Raw genomic sequence first — 18,648 nt, 5'->3', positions numbered from 1 at the left:
GGTACTCGGTGCGCCCGCGCACAGGGAGCATCCCCGCATGCGCGGGAAGCAGCAGCCCGGCACTTCCCGGTTGGCCTTGGCGGCGGGTCCATCCCCGCGTGCGCGGGGAGCAGCCGACATGCCCACCGTGAGGGTGTGGCGGTTGGGTCCATCCCCGCGTGCGCGGGGAGCAGAGCGAACGACCAGCGAACTTACCAGCGGCAAGCAGGCAATTTTCCAACTTCTCGAAAAACCAACACCGAGGACATAGCGCCCTTCAGGGGTTCCAAGTCGCGAGTAAGCATGTTTTCCTCCGACGAGCCGGGCCGCGCCGCGTGCAACCATCCCGGTCCCGGTGGCGCGAGAGCCCAATGTACAGCCCCGTCCTCGGCCCGCGAGCTCCCAACTGCTCCCACCGCCCCTCTCCTCCTTTGAGCCGATACGCCCTGTCGGTGTGTGTCCCTAGGGGTGTCGGTAAGGAGCGTGTCACCAAGTGCCAACTAACCCGCGAATAATTTAGACGTTCTCCAGACAGCCGACTCCGATCCCACGGAAGATCGTTGATAACCAGGCAAACAGCCCGGGGAAGACTACCTGCCGTAGCCGGGGCCGCGGCCGCGGGTGGGGCCCGGCGGGGTGTGCCGGTAGGACTGCGGGGGCACTGAGGGCGGGGGAACGGGGCGCGGCGTCCTGGCCCTGCGGACCGGCGCCGGGGCGGGCGCGGGGGCGCGCTCTCCTGGCGCTCGCGGCCCGCCCTGGACCGCTCGCGGGCCTGGCCGGAGGTCTGGTGGATCCTCTCGCGTGCCTGCTGGGCTGCGGCGCGGGACCCACCGCCGCCGACATCTGGACGGGCGCTTCCATCAACGTCGGCGAGGTCTACGCCAGCCTGGCCCACGACATCACGAACGGCACCCACCACACCCCGGGTTTCCAGCACGCCGCACACAACAGCCGTCTCATCGCCCGAGTCGAACAAGCCGCCCGGACCGGCGTCCGGCAGTGACGCCACCGCACCTCGCGGCACCGTGCATTACTGCCGTGACGGATACGGCGACCGATTTGCGGGCACGGGCGGCCGCCATAGGTTAGGGCCCGCTGAAGGGTTCCTGAGGCCCACCCCCTATCAGGGAGTCGTTGATGATTTCAGTCCCTCGTCACCATGGCCCTCGCGGCGCTTCGCGGCAGGCTCACGGCGTATGACCACCTCCGCGCGCGCCGCTGTTCTCGAAGCGCAGGACGGGCCCTTCGAATTCCGCGACATCGTGACCGGCACCGGCTGGAACAGGATCTTCGTCGGTACCGAGAACTGAATCAGCTCCATGGCGAACTACACCACCCGCCACGTCCTCGAGAAGGAGACGAGCGACGGCCGGCTCTGGTGGGAACGGCTGGCAGGAGCCACCACCCAGACCAAGTACCACGCGTACACCGTGCTGGAATCGATCCGCCTCGAACGGCCCCGGCCCGACTACCGCCTGCGGGGCGAGAATCCTCCGGTCTTCCTGACCTGACACCGTTCTGAACGGTGCGAGCAAATAGCCCTTGTATATGAGAAGGATCGTCATGAAAGCCGCCATCATCACCTCGTTCGGCGAACCCTCCGTGTTGCGGGTTGCGGAGGCTCCGCGACCTGTGCCGGGTCCGGGTCAAGTACTGGTGCGGGTTCACGCCGCCGGGGTGAACCCGGCGGAGATCCAGGCACGCGCCGGAGCGTTCCGCCTGCGTGCTCCCGCCATCATCGGATTCGAGTTCGCCGGCGTCGTCGAGGCGGTCGGCCCGGGCGTCGACGAGGGCGTGGTCGGCGACCGCGTCGCCGGGTGGCCGGACTCCGCCACCCAGGGCTCCTACGCCGAGTACACGGTCAGCAGCAACTTCGCGACGATCCCCGACGGCGTTTCCTTCGAGGAGGCCGCGGCTACTGTCATCGGCGCCGACAACGCGGCGAGGGCTCTCGGGCTTCTGAACATTCGCCCGGGTCATACGCTCGTGGTCACCGGCGCGAGCGGTGCTCTGGGCGGCGCCGCCGTGCAGTTCGCGCGACAGCGCGGTGTGACGGTGATCGGCGTCGCCGGGACTGCCAACGCCGATTTCGTCAGGAGTCTCGGAGCGACCTCTGTCGCCCATGGCCCGGGCCTGGTCGATCGCATCCGTGCCGCCGCTCCGGGCGGGGTCGATGCCGCGCTCGACACCGCCGGCAAGGGGCTCCTTCCCGCCCTCGTCGATCTTCTCGGCGGCCCCGACCGGATCGTGACGCTCGCCGACCGCGATGCCGCACAATACGGCGTCGCATTCAGCCCCGGGGGCAGCGGGAACCGCGACCGCGGCCCTGTGCAGGAAGCCCTGAATCTGATCGCCGCCGGCGCATGGACCGCACGCATCGGCCGGAGCTTCCCACTCGACGAGGCCGCGGACGCTCATCGCCTCGTCGCCACGGGCCACACCCACGGCAAAGTCATCCTCCTTCCCTGACTCGGCCGACCGGCCATTCAACCACGGCAACAAACAATTGGAGAATCCGAAATGCCTGCAGTCCTCGTCCATGGTGTACCTGATACCCACCGGCTTTGGGACACCGTCCGCTCCCATCTTCAACGCGAAGATATTGTGACGATCGATCTCCCCGGGTTTGGCGTACCCCTACCAGCGGGATTCACGTCGACGAAAGAAGAGTATCTCGATTGGCTTATTAAGAAGATCGAAGAAATCGGCGAACCCGTCGACCTGGTCGGTCATGATTGGGGGTCTCTGCTCACAGGCCGTCTCGCGTCTATCCGACCAGATCTGGTGCGGACATGGACAGGCATCAGCGGACCAATCGATCCGGAGTATCCGTGGCACTATCTTGCCAAGATCTGGCAAACGCCAGGCGAGGGCGAGCAATGGATGGCGGACCTCGACCTCGAGGCGTTCGCAGCAAGCCTCAACGAGGCGCAGATGCCGCGCGACGCGGCAAACGAATCGGTCCGGCATCTCGATGCCACTATGAGAGCAAGCATTCTCGCCCTTTACCGTTCGGCGATCGAGGTCGGGGCGGAGTGGAAGCCGGGTTTGAGCAACGTGACCGCACCAGCGCTAGTGATCTGGGGCCTGGACGATCCGTTTCTTCCTCACCGCTTCGCCGACGAGCTCGGTAATGCCACACGCGCACGTGCCGTCTTCAAGCTGCGCAGCTCACACTGGCCGATGATAGAGCGTCCGGCCGATGTCGCGCGCGAACTCGAGGCCCACTGGGCTCACGTGTAAAACCTGCGCTTGGGTCACTCGGGCTCAAACCCCGCGGCCGCTACGCGAACGGCAATAATTGCTCGCTCGCCATGGTGAGCCCGAGTCCCCACGCATTTGTCCGGAAACGAATCATCGTGACGCAGCCCGGAGAGCGTTGCCGGGGCTGCACACGGCAGGAGCATCCTGATGAAGAATTCAGCAAATACCCGGATCGGCGTCGGCCTTATCGGTGCTAGCGCCGATCGGGGTTGGGGCGGAATTGCTCACGTCCCGGCGCTGCAGGCGCTCGACGCGTTCCAGATCCGCGCCGTCAGTACGACTCGTATGGAGAGCGCGAACGCGACCGCTCGTCGGCTGGGCACCGATCTCGCCTTCGACACACATGAGGCTCTGGTCGTGCGACCAGAGGTCGACCTGGTGGTGGTTGCGGTCAAGGTGCCGGAGCACAAGCAGATTGTTTCCGACGCGCTGGCCGCGGGCAAGATGGTTTATTGCGAATGGCCGCTCGCAAGAAACCTGTCGGAGGCCGAAGCGCTGGAGGGGTTTGCCCGCGAGCGACGGCTGCGGACGGTTGTCGGGTTGCAGGGCGGCCTGCACCCGCCGATCCTCTTCCTTCGCGACCTCATCGCGCAAGGCGTGATCGGCAAGCCGCTCAGCACGAGCATCCGAGCGCATTTGACCGACGACATGTGGGTCGGCCGATATGACCCGCCGGTCGAGTACATGGCTCACGCAAAGCATGGCGCCACGCTTCTGAGCATCATGCTCGGCCACGGGCTCGAACCGCTTGCGCGCGTGCTCGGCACGTTCGAGAGTCTGTCCGCCGTCGTCGCCAATCAGCGCGGTGACGGCGTCCGCCTCTCCGATGGCGCGTCGCTGCCGAAGGACGCGCCGGATGAGATCGTCGTCGCCGGCGTTCTCGAAGGCGGGATCGTCACTTCGCTGCACTACAGTGCCGGGCAGTCTGCCGGCTCGGCGATGGTATGGGAGATCCAGGGCACCGAGGGCAGTATGCGTGTGGAGTCGGCGTCGGGCTACATCCATTTCACCGATTTCACCATCACGCTGCGCCGCGGCAGCGAGCCTGTCCAAGTGCTGCAGGTCCCCCCCGCTTATGCGGCTCCCGACCTGCAACTCGACGCACCCGCAGCGGGGGTCGCCCGCCTCTACGCCCAGTTCGCCGCCGACCTCCGCGACGGAACCGCCGATGCGCCGGATTTCGCGGTCGCACTCGATCGCCACCGGGTACTCGAGGCGATCACACGGGCCGCTGAAACAGGTCATCGGCAGCATCTGTCCCGCCCCGACCGAATGAACTCCCATCTTTGAACCCGGGAGAGGCACTGCCGCAGGACCCGAGGAGATGGCGATCCGCGAGCTAACCCTGACTCGATCACGGGGGTCGAGACTGGCAGGAGTCGTTGATCGAGTGATCTGTATTCTTCGGGGCTTCCACCACTCCGGTCACTGTGTGTGGTCGCTGGGGGCGTAGCGGTTCCAGCTTCCTCCGGCCTCGGTGAGGACTTGCGTGGTGGTCTTGTCGTGGAAGCCCAGTTCTCGTCCAGGACCCGGCGTAGGAGTTCGAGACGCCGGTGCTGGGCGAGCCGCTGCCCTTCTGCGATGGCCAGGCGGGGGAACGCCGGCCGTGAGGGGAGCCGGCCGGTGTCGCGTGCCCAGGTCAAAAACGCCCGCAGGGAACGTTGCCGGTGAAGCGGGTTGGCTGCGTGCCAGCGGTCGATCTCGGACTGGCCGTGGGAGTCGACGTAGTTGGCCTCCACGTTCATCGAGGTGCCGTGCCGCCTCGCCCCCTCCACCATGGCGTGCACCTCCGAGGCCGAGCACGACAACAGTTGGGAGTGCACCGCCATCGACCGCTCCTCGATGTGCCAGTAGATGAGCACACCCCGGCCCCCGTACCGGGAGTGCCACTCGGTGAACAGGTTCTGGTCGAACGCCTTGACGTGCGTGGAGTCCGACCCCACCGCGGTCGAGCCCTGCCCCCAGATCGTCTCGGAGCGGATGGCGAAGGTGGCGTTGGCGATCGCGCGGGCGGCAACCTCGCGTGCGCGGGGAGCAGCACGTCCAGGTCGGCGTTGAGCCCTCCCCGTAGGTCCATCCCCGCGTGCGCGGGGAGCAGCCACCATGACACAGGAAGCCGCCCACCCGGCCGGGTCCATCCCCGCGTGCGCGGGGAGCAGTTCACCCGGCCGATCTTCTTCTCACTGGCGCGCGGTCCATCCCCGCGTGCGCGGGGAGCAGGTCTGGTGACGTCTCACCAGCGGGGGAAGGTCAGGTCCATCCCCGCGTGCGCGGGGAGCAGGGTCGGGGCGGGCTCCTCGACCCGCGGGGGCAGGGTCCATCCCCGCGTGCGCGGGGAGCAGTGAAGATGACCAGCGAACTTACCAGTGGCAAGCAGCCAATTTTCCAACTTCTCGAAAAACCGACACCGAGGACATAACAGACATCAACAGTTCTGAATCGCGATCAAGCACGTTCTCCTCCGACGAGCCGGACCGCCGGACCGACGGACCGCCCCCTCGCGTGAGCCCCGGCCCCTGACAACGGGAGGGCCCAATCTACAGCGCCGTCCGCTCCCCCACACCCCGACCTCCACCCCTGCGCCCGGACCACCCGCCCCCGCCCCCCTCTCCTCCCTTGAACCGATACGCCCTGTCGTCAGGTGTCCCTAGGGTCGGCGCATGACGCAAGCGACACATGAGGCGCCCCCACTCCCCGCCGCCGTTCTGGCCGACGTCGAACGCGACGACCCCGCCGCGGCGTGCGAACGGGCCCTCGCCCACCCGGGTTTCCCGCACGCGGCGAAGGGACTGTCCGGCCTCCCCACCAAGGCCGTGAGACGGCTGGCGCAACATTGCGTCGAGCTGTACAGGGAGGCGAGGACCCCCGAGCGGCGGGACGCCGTCCTCACGCTGCACACCGCGCTGCTGGGGCTCCGGCTGGACTTCCTGGAGGAGGACCACCTCGAGATCGAGGTCCTGGTCGCCGCCTCCTCCCGCGACATCGCCGACGCCTGTGAGACCGCCCTCGCCGCCGGGAACCCCCGCCGGACGGCGGAGCGTCTGCGGGGCCTCCACGAGTCGTACCGGCACCGCCTGACGGACGCCCTGGCCGAGCTCCACGGGGCCGCGCGGACGCCAGAGCGGAGGAACCGCGTCCTCTGGCTGCACACGGCCCTCTCGCACTACCAGCTGAACCTGCTGAGGTTCGAGGACCTCGAACCCGTGGTCCGCGAGGTCCTCGGGCGCGACGGTTCCGCGGAGGTCGAGGCGGTGCTCGCCTCCGAGTCCTTCCTCCGGGTGATGTCCGGCCTGCGGGCCCTTCCCCCGGAGGCGCGGGAGCGGCTCGCGGGTGGGGCCCGCTCGCTCCGCGAGGAGGCGCGGACCCCGGAGCGGAGGGAGCTGGCCGTGTGGCTGGAGGCGGCGCTCCTCTTCCCCCCGCTCCCGGGCGGGCTCACGCTGTCCGAGGAGTTCGAGGCCATGTGGCGCGAGGTCCTCCCGGTCGACGCCGCGGCGGCGTGCGAGATGGTCCTGGCGGACAAGGAGTTCAGCGGGGCGAGGCTGCTCCCGACCCTGCCCGAGGACCTCCGGGACCGCCTGGCCCGGGTCTGCACCGAGCTGTACGGGGCGACGGACTCGTGGGCACGGCGGGACAGGATCGCCAGGATGCACGCGATGCTCGCCCCGGGGCGCCCCGACGACCTCATGGCGCACACGCGCCAGGAGGCGCTGTCGGCCGCGACGGCGGCGGCGTTCTGGGGGCAGGGCTGTGTCCACATGGTCTGGGTGGAACTGGTCTCCGGGCGCGACGTCCCGGTCCGCTTCGGCCAGACCCTGCGGCGCTACTGGGGCGAGGGCTACGGGTCCGGTGTGCCCCTGGGCGAGGTCGTGCGCCTGCTCACCGCCCACCCGGTGGTCAACGCGGGCGACGAGTGGACGGACCACGCGCTCGCCGAGCTGGCGGACCTCCCGGACGCGTGGCGCGACCTGGTCGCGCACGCCGCGACGGCGAAGGCGAGCAGGCCGAGCGCGACCTGGGAGAGGAGGGGCCGGGCGCTGCTCGCGGAGGTCGACGCGGACGAGTTCCGGGAGCGGGTGCTGGGCTGGCTGGCCCTGGTGGGAGAACCGCGTTCGCTGCCGCTGGAGAACGACGTCCGGCACGACCGCTTCAACGACATCGCCGTCCGCGGCCTCGTACGGCTCCTGTCCTTCCTCCCCGGGCACGCGCGCACCGCGAGCGGGCTGGGCGCGCTGCTGGAGAAGTCCCTGCGCAAGGTCCCCGGCCAGGGGCCGGACAGGCCGGCACTCGCCAACGCGTGCGCGACGGCGCTGGGCCGGATCCGGGGAGAGGACTTCCACGCCGAACTGGTCAGGCTCGCCGCCGTGGTGGACCACCGGCCCACGCTCAAGCTGATCGGGGCCGGGGTGGACGCGCACACCGGCGCGGTGTAGGCCCGGACCGCGCCCCGGGCCCTTCCGAACCACGCCCCGGGCCCTCCGGCCCCCGTCCCCGGCCTCGCGCGGGCCGAAGGGCCCGGGGCGCAAGTCGTCCTGTGTGACGAATTTTCCGCCACGCCACGTGACTGTTGGTGCGTTCGATCCCGGGTACGGCAGTCTCGACGGGGAATCCGACATCCCCGGACGAAGGAGGTTTCATGGCGGACGAGCAGCTACCATCCCCCAAGGTCGCGGTGGGGGTCGACGGATCGGCGACCGGGCGGTCGGCGCTGGAGTGGGCCACGGCCGAGGCCGTGCGGCGGGGCGTCCCCCTGTACGTGGTGCACGCCCTGTCCATGCCGCTGGTGATGTCCGTCTACACCGGGCCGACGCGCTTCCCCGCGTCGGAGGAGATCGCCGACCAGGGCCGGCGCATCCTGGCCGAGGCCGCCGAGCACGCGCGCTCCCTGCGGCCGGAGGTGGACGTGCAGACGGTCCTCGCCCTGGAGGAGCCCCCTCTCGCCCTGCTGCACCGCACCGGCCCGCACGACCTGGTGGTCGTGGGCACGCGCGGGCTCGGGCCGGTCCGCTCCGCCCTCGCCGGCTCCGCGGGCGTGCGCCTTGCCTCCCGCGCCGAGTGCCCGGTGGTCGTCGTCCCCGCCCCGGAGGGCGAGACCCCGCCCCTGCGCGACTTCCGGCGGATCGTGGTCGGCGTGGACGGCTCGGAGGACTCGCGGCGCGCGCTGGGCTTCGCCCTGCACGAGGCCGTGCGCAACGGCGCGGAGTCGGTCGTGGTGGTGAACAGCTGGGAGGTCCCGATGCCGTTCGCCACCGAGTCGCTGGTCGCGGCCGGCTGGACCCCGCCGGACGACCTGCTGGACCGGCGCTCGGAGGAGCTCGTCTCGGGCGTGCTGGCCGAGGTCATGGACGAGAGCACGGAGAACGTGGACGTCACCGTCGTGCGCACCGAGCGCAACCCGGTGGACGCCCTGGTCGAGGCGGGGTCCGAGGCGGACCTGATCGTGGTCGGCTCGCGCGGCCGGGGCAGCGTCCGGGGCCTGATCCTGGGATCGGTGAGCCAGGGGGTGCTGCACAGCGCCACGGTGCCGGTCGTGGTGCTGCCCAAGGGCGTGGACGCGACGGAGTGAGCGCGGCGGGCCGGGTCGAAGCCCTGTCCGACAGTACGTGGAGCCCGGCCCGAGGGGGCGGCCCCGTCCGGGGCGCGCGGCGGCGCCCCGCGGGAGGGGCCGCCCCTCCCCCGCCTCCGATCCCCAGCCGCTCCGGCCTCCGGCCCGCCCCTTCTGCCACCGCCCGGTCGCGCCCCGGCGCCCCCTCGGCCCCCGTGGTGGCCGTCACACGGTGCCCGCCCGTTGCCACATGGGCCCTGTGTCCTAGAATGTTCGCCGTGTCCGATACAGCCCGCTTCCTGCGCATGGTCCTCATCTCCATGTCGCTGACGAGCACCGATGACGGCCTCTGTCGCCGCCGGTGCCGCGACGGCGTGCGCTGACGCGAGGCCCCGGGGTTCCCTCCCCCGCCTCCTCACGGGCGCCCGTGCCCGGCACCGGTCCCCGTCCTTCCGGACGCAGTCATCCCCGTTCCACGGCACCGGTCCGTCCCCGGACCGCCGCCGTTCCCCGCCACCGCATGGTTTGGACAGCACCCGCATGACCACTAACCCCACCTCACCGCCCGGAAATACCGACTCGGTGGGAAGCGTCGGCGGCCCCGCCGCCGACGCCCCCGGGTCGGCCGCCGGCACCGCCACGGCGACCGTCTCGCCCGCCCTCGCCCTGACCTGGCGGCCCGCCCTCTCCGCGCCTCCGCCCCGGCCCGCCGAGGCGGAGCCGGTCCGCTGGTGGCCGCTGGGCATCGCCCTGGCGGGCGCGCTCGCGCTGGCCGCCTACGTGTGGAACGCGCACGGGGCGCTGCCCGCCGTGCTGCTGGTCCTGGGCACCGGCCTCGGCTTCACCCTGTTCCACTCCCGGTTCGGCTTCACCTCCGCCTGGCGGCAGTTCCTCGCCGTGGGCAACGGCACGGGCCTGCGCGCGCACGCCGTGCTGCTGGGCACGACCGCGACCCTGTTCGCCCTGGTCATCGGCACCGGAACCGGGCTGTTCGGCAGCGCCCCGGCGCCGTCGGCCGGGCCCATCGGCATCGCCCTGTTCCTGGGGGCGTTCCTGTTCGGGATCGGCATGCAGCTCGGCGGCGCCTGCGCCTCGGGCACCCTCTTCGCGGTCGGCTCCGGCCAGTCCGCGATCGTCATCACCCTGGTCGGGTTCATCGCGGGCTCGGTGATCTACAGCGCCGCGTGGCCGCTGGTCGCTGACCTGCCCGCGCTGCCGCCGTTCCTGCTCTCCGACCACGTCGGCTGGGGCGGCTCCTGGGCCATCACGATCGCCCTGCTGGCGGCGCTGGTCGTGGGCACCCGGGCGGTGCAGAACCGCCGCGTCCCGCCGCCCGTGGGCGCCCCGCCCTCGGCCCGGGGCGCGCTGCGCGTGGTGCGCGGCAGCTGGCCGCTGATCGCCGGTGCGCTGGTCCTGGCCGTGCTCGGCACCGCCGTGCTGGTGGTCTCCGGCGGCCCCTGGGGCATCACCTCGGCGTTCAACCTGTGGGGGGCCAAGGCCCTTCAGCTCGTCGGCCTGCACCCGGAGACCTGGGCGTTCTGGAGTCAGCCGGCCCAGGCCGAGCAGCTGGCCGGCCCCGTGCTCCAGGACAAGAACAGCCTCACCAACATCGGGATCATCCTCGGCGCGGCGGTGGCCGCCGGCGCCGCCGGGACGTGGAAGCTGCACACCGGCCTGAGCTGGAACCTGGTCGCCGCCGGGCTGGCGGGCGGGATCCTGATGGGCATCGGCGCCCGTCTGGCCGGGGGCTGCAACATCGGCGCCTACCTGGCGGGGATCGGCTCGGGGAGCCTGCACGGGTGGCTGTGGGCGATCTTCGCGCTGGCCGGGACCTGGGCCGGGCTGCGCGCCCGCACCCTGTTTGGGCTGGGCGTGCCCAAGCCGGGCGACAGCGTCTGCTGACCCGGCCCCCAGGGCCCCCACGGCCCCGCCCGCGCGAACGCGGGCGGGGCCGTTCCCGTTCCACCGGAACGGGGGGCCGGGGCGGTCGCGCCGCAGGTCCGCGGCCCCGGGCCGCCACGCCCACGGCGGGGGCGCGACGGGCGGGGCGGCCGACGGCCGCCCCGCCCCCTGCGTCAGCCCTTCAGCTGCTTCTCGATCCCCACCAGGCGCACGCAGACCGTCAGGCCGTGCATGGCCTGCTCCAGGTCCTCCTGGCCGGGGTAGCTGGGCGCGATGCGGATGGTGGCGTCGTCCGGGTCGTCGCCGTAGGGGTGGGTGGCGCCGGCGGGGGTGAGCACGATGCCCGCCTCGGCCGCCCGGCGGACGACCTCCTTGGCGCAGCCGTCCTGGACCCGCAGGGTGACGAAGTAGCCGCCCTTGGGCTCGGTCCACGTGGCCAGGCCGGTGCCGCCGAGCTCCGCCTCCAGGATCCGCTGCACGGCGTCGAACTTGGGCCGCAGCAGGTCGCGCTGGCGGTCCATGTGGGCGCGCACGCCCGCCTCGTCGCGCAGGAACAGCGCGTGGCGCAGCTGGTTGACCTTGTCGGGGCCGATGGAGCGCTTGCTGTTGTTGGCGAGCAGCCACTTGACGTTGGCGGGCGAGGAGCCGAAGAAGGCGACGCCGGAGCCGGCGAAGGTGATCTTCGAGCTGGACCCGAAGACGAACACCCGGTCGGGGTTGCCGCTGTCGGCGCACGCGGCGAGGACGTCGGCGATCTCGACGGGCTCGTCGGTGAGGTGGTGCGCCGCGTAGGCGTTGTCCCAGAAGATGCGGAAGTCGGGGGCGGCGGTCGGCATGGCCGCGAGGCGGGCCACGGTCTCGTCGCTGTAGCTGACGCCGTCCGGGTTGCTGTACTTGGGCACGCACCAGATGCCCTTGACCGCGGGGTCCTGGGCGGCGAGGCGCTCGACCTCGTCCATGTCGGGGCCCTCGGGGGTCATCGCGACCGGGATCATCTCGATGCCGAAGCGCTCGCACAGGGCGAAGTGGCGGTCGTAGCCGGGGACGGGGCACAGGAAGGCGATGCGCTCCTCGTCGGCCCAGCGGCGCTCGGAGCCCGGCAGGACGCCGAGGAGGGCGTGCACGATGCTGTCGTGCATCAGCTCGAGGCTGGAGTTGCCGAGGGCGAGCAGCTGTCCGACCGGCGTCTGGAGGACCCCGGCGAAGATCTCGCGCAGCTCGGGCAGGCCCTGGAGCCCGCCGTAGTTGCGCGCGTCCGTGCCGTCGGCGGCGGTGTGCGTGTCGCCGGGGAGGCCGAGCAGGGCCTCGGAGAGGTCCAGCTGCTCGGGCGCGGGCTTGCCCCGGGTGAGGTCCAGCGAGAGGCCGCGGGCGGCCAGGTCCGCGTAGTCCTTCCTGGCCCGCTCGAACTGCCCTTCCAGGGCGTCGTGGCTCTGCTCGGTGGTCATGGTGGAGTCCTCTCGCGGATATGTCGTGGGGCGCTGCCGAGGATACCGAGAAGGGAGGGGCCGCCGCTCACCGCCCGGGGCCCCTCCGCGGTCTCAGCGGCTGGTCGCGGGGCCGTCGGCCCCCAGCGGGCGCAGTCGGGGGGCCGCCTCGTCCCAGGCGCCGACGAGTTCCGCGGCGACCGCGACCATCTCCTCCTCGGCGATACCCGGGCGGTAGACGGCGGAGCCGATGCCGAAGCCGGTGGCGCCCGCCTCGACCCACGCGCCCAGGGAGGAGGCGCCGATGCCGCCGACGGGGACGAGTTCGAGGTCGGCGGGCAGCACCGCGCGCCAGGCCTTCATCCCGTCGATGCCCACCTGGGTGGAGGGGAAGAGCTTGACCGCGCGGGCGCCGGCGTGCACGGCGGTGAACGCCTCCGTGACCGTGGCCACGCCCGGGTAGGAGTCCATGCCCAGCGCGACGGTCTCGCGGACGACGTCGGCGTCGACGTTGGGCGACACCACGATCTGCCCGCCCGCGTCGTGCACGGAGCGCGCCTGCGCGGCGGTGAGGACGGTCCCGGCGCCCACCCGGGCGTCGTCGGGCAGCTCCTCGCGCAGGACCTCGATGGCGCGCAGGGGGTCCGGGGAGTTCAGGGGCACCTCCAGGGTCCGCATCCCGGTCTCGTAGAGGGCGGAGCCCACGCGGGCGGCGTCCGCGGCGGGCAGGCCGCGCAGGATGGCGATGAGCCCGCTGGGGCAGCGTGTGTCGGTCATGGTTCTCTCCATGGGTCGTCTGGCCGTCCGGTCCCGCCGGTGGTCCACCGGCCGCGCGGACGGGAGGTCGGTCGTCAGGGGGACGCGGGTGCGCGGTCCGCGTCGTCGGGTCCGGCCGTGCCGGAGCCGCCGCCGAGCAGTCCCGCGCGCCGGGCGAGGTGGGCCAGGGCGCGGGGGGTGGTCCCCGTGGCGCCCCGGGCGGAGGCCACGCCCGCCCGGGAGAGCGCGCGCCCGTAGCGGTCGCACAGGTCGTCGGTCCCCAGGAGGAGGACGTCGTCCGCGCCCGGCGTTGCGGCCCCGCCGCGGAGCTCGCCGCGGACCTCGCTGCCGATGACGAGGCCGGAGACGTAGTCGCCGACCTGGTCGGGCCGGAGCCGACCGGTGACGACGAGGGCGCGGGCGGAGAAGAGGGTGCCGAGGAGCCCGGGGTCCCCGTCGGGGCCCATCGCCACGTCCAGGCCCCGCTCGTAGGCCTCCCACCGGTCGCCCTCCGCCGGGCGGGCGAGGCGGCCGAGGATGCTGTTCTCCATGAGCAGCGCGTAGACCTCGCCGCTCATGTGGGTGGCGAAGCCGGTGACGACGGAGCCGCGCAGCCGCACCCACTTGGCGTGGGTGCCGGGCAGGACGACGGTCCGCTCGCGCCCCCCGCCGGCCTGCGCGGTCGCGTCCCCCGCGCCGTCGGTGAGCAGCGCGCCGACGACCTGGGTCTCCTCGCCGCGCAGGAGGCCGGGCAGGGGCCCCGGGGCGGTGAGCCCGGGCAGGATGTGGACCGGCCCCAGGGAGGACTCGACCCTCGTCAGGGGCAGCGCGGTCGCCAGCGGGTCGACCGGGAGCTCGACGTAGGGCGCCCGGGCCCAGCCCTGGTCGCTGCCGACCATGCCGCTCGCGACGACGGGCAGCGCCCGGGGGGCGGCCTCCACCCAGTCCAGGCACAGGGAGCGCAGCGCCCGGTCGAAGGCCTGCTCCCTGCTCTCTCCCGACTCGCGCGCGCCGGCCGTGACGCGCATGACGCCGTCGTCCGTGGACCTGTGGTCGAGGACGGTTCCGTCCTCCGTCAGGAGGTAGGCGCGGCAGGAGCTGGTGCCCCAGTCCAGCGCCACAAGCCGGGCCGCCGAGTAGTCGTCCATCGCATCCGTTCCGTCGTGCCGTGGTCTGGCCTTATGCCGACAGGTAACGCGAGGCGTCCCACTTTGTCGAACACCGTCCCACATAGAGGGATGGACGGACGCCATGGGTGCCCTGACCGGGGGCGCGACCCGCCCCTTCCCTGGCGCGGCGCGCGCCCCCGGCCGGGTCAGCCCCTCGGGGCGAGGATGCGGTGGGCCTGGTAGCCCAGGGCCAGGGCGACGCGGTCGGCGGCCTCGATGACGGTCCCGGCGAGCTCCGCCTCGCGGTGGTGCAGGTCGATCGCGCTCAGCGGCCCGGACACGGACAGGCCCGCGACGATCTCGCCGGTGGAGTCGCGGACGGGGGCGGCCACGCAGGCCCTCCCCAGGGCGAGCTCCTCGACCTCGGTGGCGTAGCCCCGTGCCCGGGAGCGCTCGATCTCCGCGTCCAGTGCGTCGTGGCCGGTGACGGTGGAGACGGTGTAGGCGTGGAGGTCGTCCCCGAGCAGGGCGCGGCGCTGCTCGGCGGTGCTCGACAGCAGCAGGCACTTGCCCAGGCCGGTGGCGTGCAGGGGGTTGCGGCTGCCCATGAGCACGTGGGCCTTGGGCGCCAGTGCCCCCTCGAAGTTGCACAGGTAGAACAGGGAGTCCCCGTCCCGGACCGCGACGTTGGCGCCGAGGCCGAGTTCCTGGGCCAGCCGCTGGGCCACGGGGCGGGCCTCGCGGTGCACCGGGTTGCCGTTGAGGAAGGCGGCGGCCAGCGACACGTGGTCCATGCCGAGGCGGAAGAACCCGCTGTCCTCGTCCTTGCCGATGAGGCGCGCGGACTCCAGGGTCGCCAGCAGCCGGGAGACGGTGGACTGTCCGATGCCGGTCAGCCGCGCGATGTCGGACACCCGCAGCTCGGGCTTTCCCTCCAGGAAGGCGCGGAGCACGCTGATCGCCCGCTCGACGGACTGGTTCCCACTCTGTTCGGCTGCCACCACGGTCCCATCGCATAAGTGATGCACTGTCCGCATCGTCATCTGCACTGTACGGGTACTCGGTTCGCCGTACCAAACACCCTGCTCACACCGCGCCCGGCGGCGCCGGACCTCCGCCGCCGCACCCGTGCGGCACGGCCGGCCGGGACCCGCGCCCCGGCCGGGAGGCGTCCCGGGCCCGCCGGACGGCTCCCCCGGCGGCCGGACGTCCGTGCGGGCCGGCCGCCGGGGCCCGGCGGCCGGACGGTCCGGGGCGCGCCCCCGCGCCCCGGGCCCTCAGGAGAACACCTGGAACTCCCGGACCCTGGCGACGTCGACCTCCGAGGCCGAGGGGTCGGTCACCACCAGCTGGACCCGGTCGACCTCGGCGGACGCGAACTCCACGACGCGCAGCTCCTCGGTGTTGCCGCTCACCGAGGCCAGGGTGGTCCAGCCCCCGCCGGGGGTACGGCCGCGCACCTCGAAGTCCCGCAGGACGGTGGAGGCGGGGTCGGGCGCGTAGCCGCTGGCCACGCGCACCGCCGACACGTCCGCCACCGCGCCCGGGTCCACGGTGAGGGTGGGCTCGGCGTCGCCCTCGGCGGAGATCCAGCGCGAGGCGTCGGAGCAGTCGCCGTCCACGGCACGGTCCCCTCCGCTGTCGGCGTCGCGCCGGGAGCTCACCGACGTGGCGCCGCCCAGGGCGAGGTTCTCGCCCAGGTCGGGGTCCTCGGACATGCCCGAGACCAGCTCCTCCCACGTGCCGCCCCCGGAGGGCGTGCCGCGGGACAGGCCCACGCGGAACACCGAACCCCGCGTCCCCTCCGCCAGGGGCGCGCTGACGTAGAGGGTGTCGGCGCCGTCGGCGCCGGTGAGGGCGCTCAGCCGCTGGAGGCCGGGGCGTTCGGGTCCGGCCCGGTCGAGCAGCCACGGCCCGCTCCCGGACCGCTCCGCCCGCACCACCTGGCTGAACGCCCCCGCGCAGCGGCGGTGCTCCGCCACGAGGTAGACGCGGGTGGTGCCGCCGGCGTGCGTGGTGTCGATCGCCGCGGAGGTGTGCACGCCGCCCGCGCCCGCCTCGGCCAGCACCTCCCTCTCCCAGGCGGTCCCGGTCCAGCGCGCGTACCGGGCGTCGTAGCCGGAGAAGCCGTCCCCGGTGTCACGGTCGCGGAAGCGGTAGGCGACGCCGGCGAGGGAGCCCTCCGGGGTGAGCGCCAGTTTGGCGCTCTGGAGGGAGGGCGCCTGCGTGCCGATGTCCTCGCCCCCGGTGTAGGGCTGGTAGACGACCGCTCCGCCGGGGTCGGCCGTGGCGGGCAGCGCGACGGGGTCGCCAGCGGCGTCCGCCGCGGTCCCGGTCGCGGGGTCGTAGACGAGGTAGGAGCCCAGGTGACGGGCGGTGCTGGAGGGGAAGGGCCCCCACTCCCACAGCACGTGCACCCGTCCCCGGCCGTCCACCTCCAGGTCGTCGGGGTAGAACGCGTGGCCGGGGGCGGAGGCGACCGTGGTCTCGCGGGACCACTCCCCCGCCGCGTTGTCCCAGCGGTACAGGCGGCCGTGGCGCCTGTCGGCGGCGTCGGCCCTGACCAGCGCGTACACGTCGCCGCTCGCGTCGTCGCGGGCGGTCACCGGGTACGTGTAGGTCCCCCCGGCGTCGGGGAGGTCGGCGGCGGACTCCACGAGCGAGTCCACGTCGCCCGGGGCGGTGGAGCGGTAGTAGCGCCAGGCGTCGTTGTGCATGGACACGAAGGCGTGGACGCGGCCGTCGCCGTCCACCGTGATCGAGGGCTGGTTGTGCCCGATGTCGTCGGTGTAGGCGACGCAGTCGGCCCCGGCCCGGGCACGCAGGCACCCGGAGGTCCACTCCCCCGAGGCGGTGCGCCGGGCGAGGTGGACCTCGTGGCGCCCGGCCTCGGGGGCGGGGGCGTTGAAGGCGAGGTAGTCGTGGCCGTCGACGGAGTCGATCGGCTTCCACCAGGCGGCCTGGTTGGAGGTGTCGACCGCGTAGGGCATCTCCTCGATGTCCGCGGGGGCCTGGGGCGCGGCGAGCGCGCTTGCGGGGGCCGAGGCGAGGCCCGCGGCGAGGGCGGCGGCTGCCAGGGCGGGCAGGGTGCGTCCGGTTCTTCTCACAGGGGGTGTCCAGTCCGTTGTTCGGGGGGCGGGCGGGGCGGGCGGCCCCGGGGAGCGCGGCGGGGGCCGCGGGTCAGGGGGCGGCGTCGGCCGGGGCGCGCCGTCCGGCGGTCTCGCGGAGCCGGAGCACCGTGCCCAGGGAGATCGCGGCGACGAACATGATGTAGAAGGCCGGGCTGATGGGGGATCCCGTGGCCGCCACCAGCATTCCGGCGAGGTAGGGGGCCGTGCCGCCGAAGAGGGCGACGGCGATGTTGTAGGGGATCGCGATGGCGCCGTTGCGCGTGCGCGGGGGGAAGAGCTCGGCCATCGCCGCGCTGACCGCCCCGTCGAAGGCGGCGATGAGCACGCCGAGGAGGGCCATGGCCAGGAACGCGAGCGCGAAGCTGCCCTGGGACATGAGCCAGAAGGCGGGGTAGGACAGCAGCAGGAACCCGCCCGCGCCCGCGACGAGCAGCGGCTTGCGGCCCACCCTGTCGGACAGCGCCCCCATGAACGGCACCAGGACCGCGACCACCGCCAGGCACGCGGTGGTGACCTGGAAGGACTGCACCGAGCTGAAGCCCAGGGTCTGGGCGAGGTGGCTGGGCATGTAGGTCTGGAGCGTCCAGTGGGCGACGGCCTTGATGACGACCATGCCCGCGAGCAGCAGCATCGCGGTCCCGCCGGTGCGGAACGCCTCCCTGACGGGGGACTGCGCGATCTCGCCGAGCTTCTCCAGGCGGCGGAACTCCGGTGTGTCCTCCATGCGCACGCGCAGGTAGAGGCCGACCAGGCCGAGCGGGAGCGCGAGCAGGAAGGGGATGCGCCAGCCCCAGTCGCCCATGGCGGCGTCGCCCAGGACCGTGGTCAGCAGCAGGGCCAGCCCAGAGCCCGCGACGAAGGCCAGGAACCCGAAGGTGTCGATCCAGCTGGTGAGGAAGCCGCGCCGGCCGCGGGGGGCGTACTCGAACAGCAGGGTCGTGGCGCTGGCGGACTCGCCCCCGGCGGCGAAGCCCTGGACGAGCCGGGCGAGGACGAGCAGCAGCGGGGCGAGGGCGCCGACCGTGGCGTAGGTCGGCAGGACGCCGATGAGGAAGGTCGCCCCCGAGGTGATGAGGACGATCAGGGCGAGGACCTTCTGCCGTCCGATCCGGTCGCCCAGCGGTCCCCAGAAGAGGCCGCCGAGGGGGCGGACCACGAAGGAGACGGCGAACAGCGCGAACGTGGAGAGCAGCGCCGCGGTGGGGTCCCCGGGGGCGAAGAAGTTGGCCGCGATGCTGGTGGCGAGGGTTCCGTAGATCCCCATCTCGAACCACTCCACGAAGTGGCCGATGCCCGTGGCGAGCAGGACCTTCCTCGTCTCCCTCCGGGTGGGAGGGGCGACGTCCGCGGCGCGCACGTCGGATGTTCCTTCGGTCATGTCTACCTCGTTGTCCGTGTCGTCGGCCGGGGGTCCGGCAACGTGGCGGAAGGTGCGGCGCCGCCGCCTTCGCGGGAGTGCGATGCATCCTGTGTCATATCCGCCACTTCATTGCATGAGCCATGCAGTGTGTGCAACAGTGATTTAACTCAGTCGACATGTC

The 18,648-nt window shown here is 72.5% G+C and carries 15 protein-coding genes and 1 CRISPR repeat array; of the genes, 8 read left to right on the top strand and 7 right to left on the bottom strand.

Annotation, left to right across the window (positions count from 1 at the left end):
- Nucleotides 1-766: 766 nt before the first annotated feature.
- The 5 genes from ACQPYD_RS13215 (at nucleotide 767) to ACQPYD_RS13195 (ending at nucleotide 4,533) form a co-directional block, all read left to right on the top strand.
- Nucleotides 767-982, top strand: coding sequence for a hypothetical protein (locus tag ACQPYD_RS13215; protein ID WP_433701273.1), 216 nt, complete (start codon nucleotides 767-769; stop codon nucleotides 980-982).
- Between the two features lie 316 nt (nucleotides 983-1,298).
- Entirely contained in the window at nucleotides 1,299-1,490 is a 192-nt protein-coding gene (locus tag ACQPYD_RS13210) for a hypothetical protein (RefSeq protein WP_433701272.1), read from the top strand.
- Between the two features lie 52 nt (nucleotides 1,491-1,542).
- Nucleotides 1,543-2,448, top strand: coding sequence for an NADP-dependent oxidoreductase (locus ACQPYD_RS13205; RefSeq protein ID WP_433701271.1), 906 nt, complete (start codon nucleotides 1,543-1,545; stop codon nucleotides 2,446-2,448).
- A gap of 51 nt (nucleotides 2,449-2,499) precedes the next feature.
- Complete coding sequence (locus ACQPYD_RS13200; protein ID WP_174546726.1) at nucleotides 2,500-3,222, top strand: alpha/beta fold hydrolase; 723 nt, start codon at nucleotides 2,500-2,502, stop codon at nucleotides 3,220-3,222.
- A 168-nt stretch (nucleotides 3,223-3,390) separates the two neighbouring features.
- Entirely contained in the window at nucleotides 3,391-4,533 is a 1,143-nt protein-coding gene (locus ACQPYD_RS13195; protein ID WP_433701269.1) for a Gfo/Idh/MocA family protein, read from the top strand.
- Here the strand turns inward: ACQPYD_RS13195 and ACQPYD_RS13190 are convergent.
- The gene (locus ACQPYD_RS13190) at nucleotides 4,485-5,210 is read right to left on the bottom strand and encodes a Tn3 family transposase (protein ID WP_433702040.1); all 726 of its coding nucleotides are present in this window, start codon (nucleotides 5,208-5,210) and stop codon (nucleotides 4,485-4,487) included. The two genes, ACQPYD_RS13195 and ACQPYD_RS13190, sit on opposite strands and share 49 nt — an antisense overlap.
- A 43-nt stretch (nucleotides 5,211-5,253) precedes the next feature.
- Nucleotides 5,254-5,585: a CRISPR direct-repeat array (repeat unit 28 nt; unit sequence GGTCCATCCCCGCGTGCGCGGGGAGCAG).
- Between the two features lie 318 nt (nucleotides 5,586-5,903).
- Here ACQPYD_RS13190 and ACQPYD_RS13185 point away from each other — a divergent pair.
- The 3 genes from ACQPYD_RS13185 to ACQPYD_RS13175 all read left to right on the top strand — a co-directional run bounded on the left by ACQPYD_RS13185 (nucleotide 5,904) and on the right by ACQPYD_RS13175 (nucleotide 10,687).
- On the top strand, nucleotides 5,904-7,673 hold the full coding sequence (locus tag ACQPYD_RS13185; protein ID WP_433701267.1) for a hypothetical protein: 1,770 nt from the start codon (nucleotides 5,904-5,906) through the stop codon (nucleotides 7,671-7,673).
- 203 nt (nucleotides 7,674-7,876) lie between these two features.
- A complete protein-coding gene (locus tag ACQPYD_RS13180) occupies nucleotides 7,877-8,806 on the top strand; it encodes a universal stress protein (protein ID WP_433701266.1) in 930 nt (309 codons plus the stop codon).
- 519 nt (nucleotides 8,807-9,325) lie between these two features.
- Nucleotides 9,326-10,687 (top strand): YeeE/YedE family protein, encoded by a 1,362-nt coding sequence (locus ACQPYD_RS13175; RefSeq protein WP_433701264.1) that lies wholly within the window; start codon nucleotides 9,326-9,328, stop codon nucleotides 10,685-10,687.
- A gap of 173 nt (nucleotides 10,688-10,860) precedes the next feature.
- On the opposite strand, the gene ACQPYD_RS13170 is transcribed toward ACQPYD_RS13175, so the two are convergent.
- The 6 genes from ACQPYD_RS13170 to ACQPYD_RS13145 form a co-directional block, all read right to left on the bottom strand.
- A complete protein-coding gene (locus ACQPYD_RS13170; RefSeq protein WP_433701263.1) occupies nucleotides 10,861-12,132 on the bottom strand; it encodes an aminotransferase class I/II-fold pyridoxal phosphate-dependent enzyme in 1,272 nt (423 codons plus the stop codon).
- Nucleotides 12,133-12,225: 93 nt separating this feature from the next.
- A complete protein-coding gene (locus ACQPYD_RS13165; protein WP_433701262.1) occupies nucleotides 12,226-12,888 on the bottom strand; it encodes a 2-dehydro-3-deoxy-6-phosphogalactonate aldolase in 663 nt (220 codons plus the stop codon).
- Between the two features lie 74 nt (nucleotides 12,889-12,962).
- Nucleotides 12,963-14,015 carry a 2-dehydro-3-deoxygalactonokinase gene (locus ACQPYD_RS13160; RefSeq protein ID WP_433701261.1) on the bottom strand — a complete coding sequence of 351 codons (1,053 nt, stop codon included), beginning with the start codon at nucleotides 14,013-14,015 and terminating at the stop codon, nucleotides 12,963-12,965.
- Between the two features lie 167 nt (nucleotides 14,016-14,182).
- Nucleotides 14,183-14,977: an IclR family transcriptional regulator gene (locus ACQPYD_RS13155; RefSeq protein ID WP_433701260.1), complete on the bottom strand. Its 795-nt coding sequence runs from the start codon at nucleotides 14,975-14,977 to the stop codon at nucleotides 14,183-14,185.
- Between the two features lie 276 nt (nucleotides 14,978-15,253).
- A complete protein-coding gene (locus ACQPYD_RS13150) occupies nucleotides 15,254-17,083 on the bottom strand; it encodes a BNR-4 repeat-containing protein (protein ID WP_433701259.1) in 1,830 nt (609 codons plus the stop codon).
- Nucleotides 17,084-17,156: 73 nt separating this feature from the next.
- Complete coding sequence (locus ACQPYD_RS13145; protein WP_267949724.1) at nucleotides 17,157-18,485, bottom strand: MFS transporter; 1,329 nt, start codon at nucleotides 18,483-18,485, stop codon at nucleotides 17,157-17,159.
- Nucleotides 18,486-18,648 lie beyond the last annotated feature (163 nt).

This window comes from Nocardiopsis sp. CA-288880, assembly GCF_050955985.1.
Classification (GTDB): Bacteria; Actinomycetota; Actinomycetes; order Streptosporangiales; family Streptosporangiaceae; genus Nocardiopsis; species Nocardiopsis tropica.
This window is presented reverse-complemented; position numbering and strand designations above follow the sequence as displayed.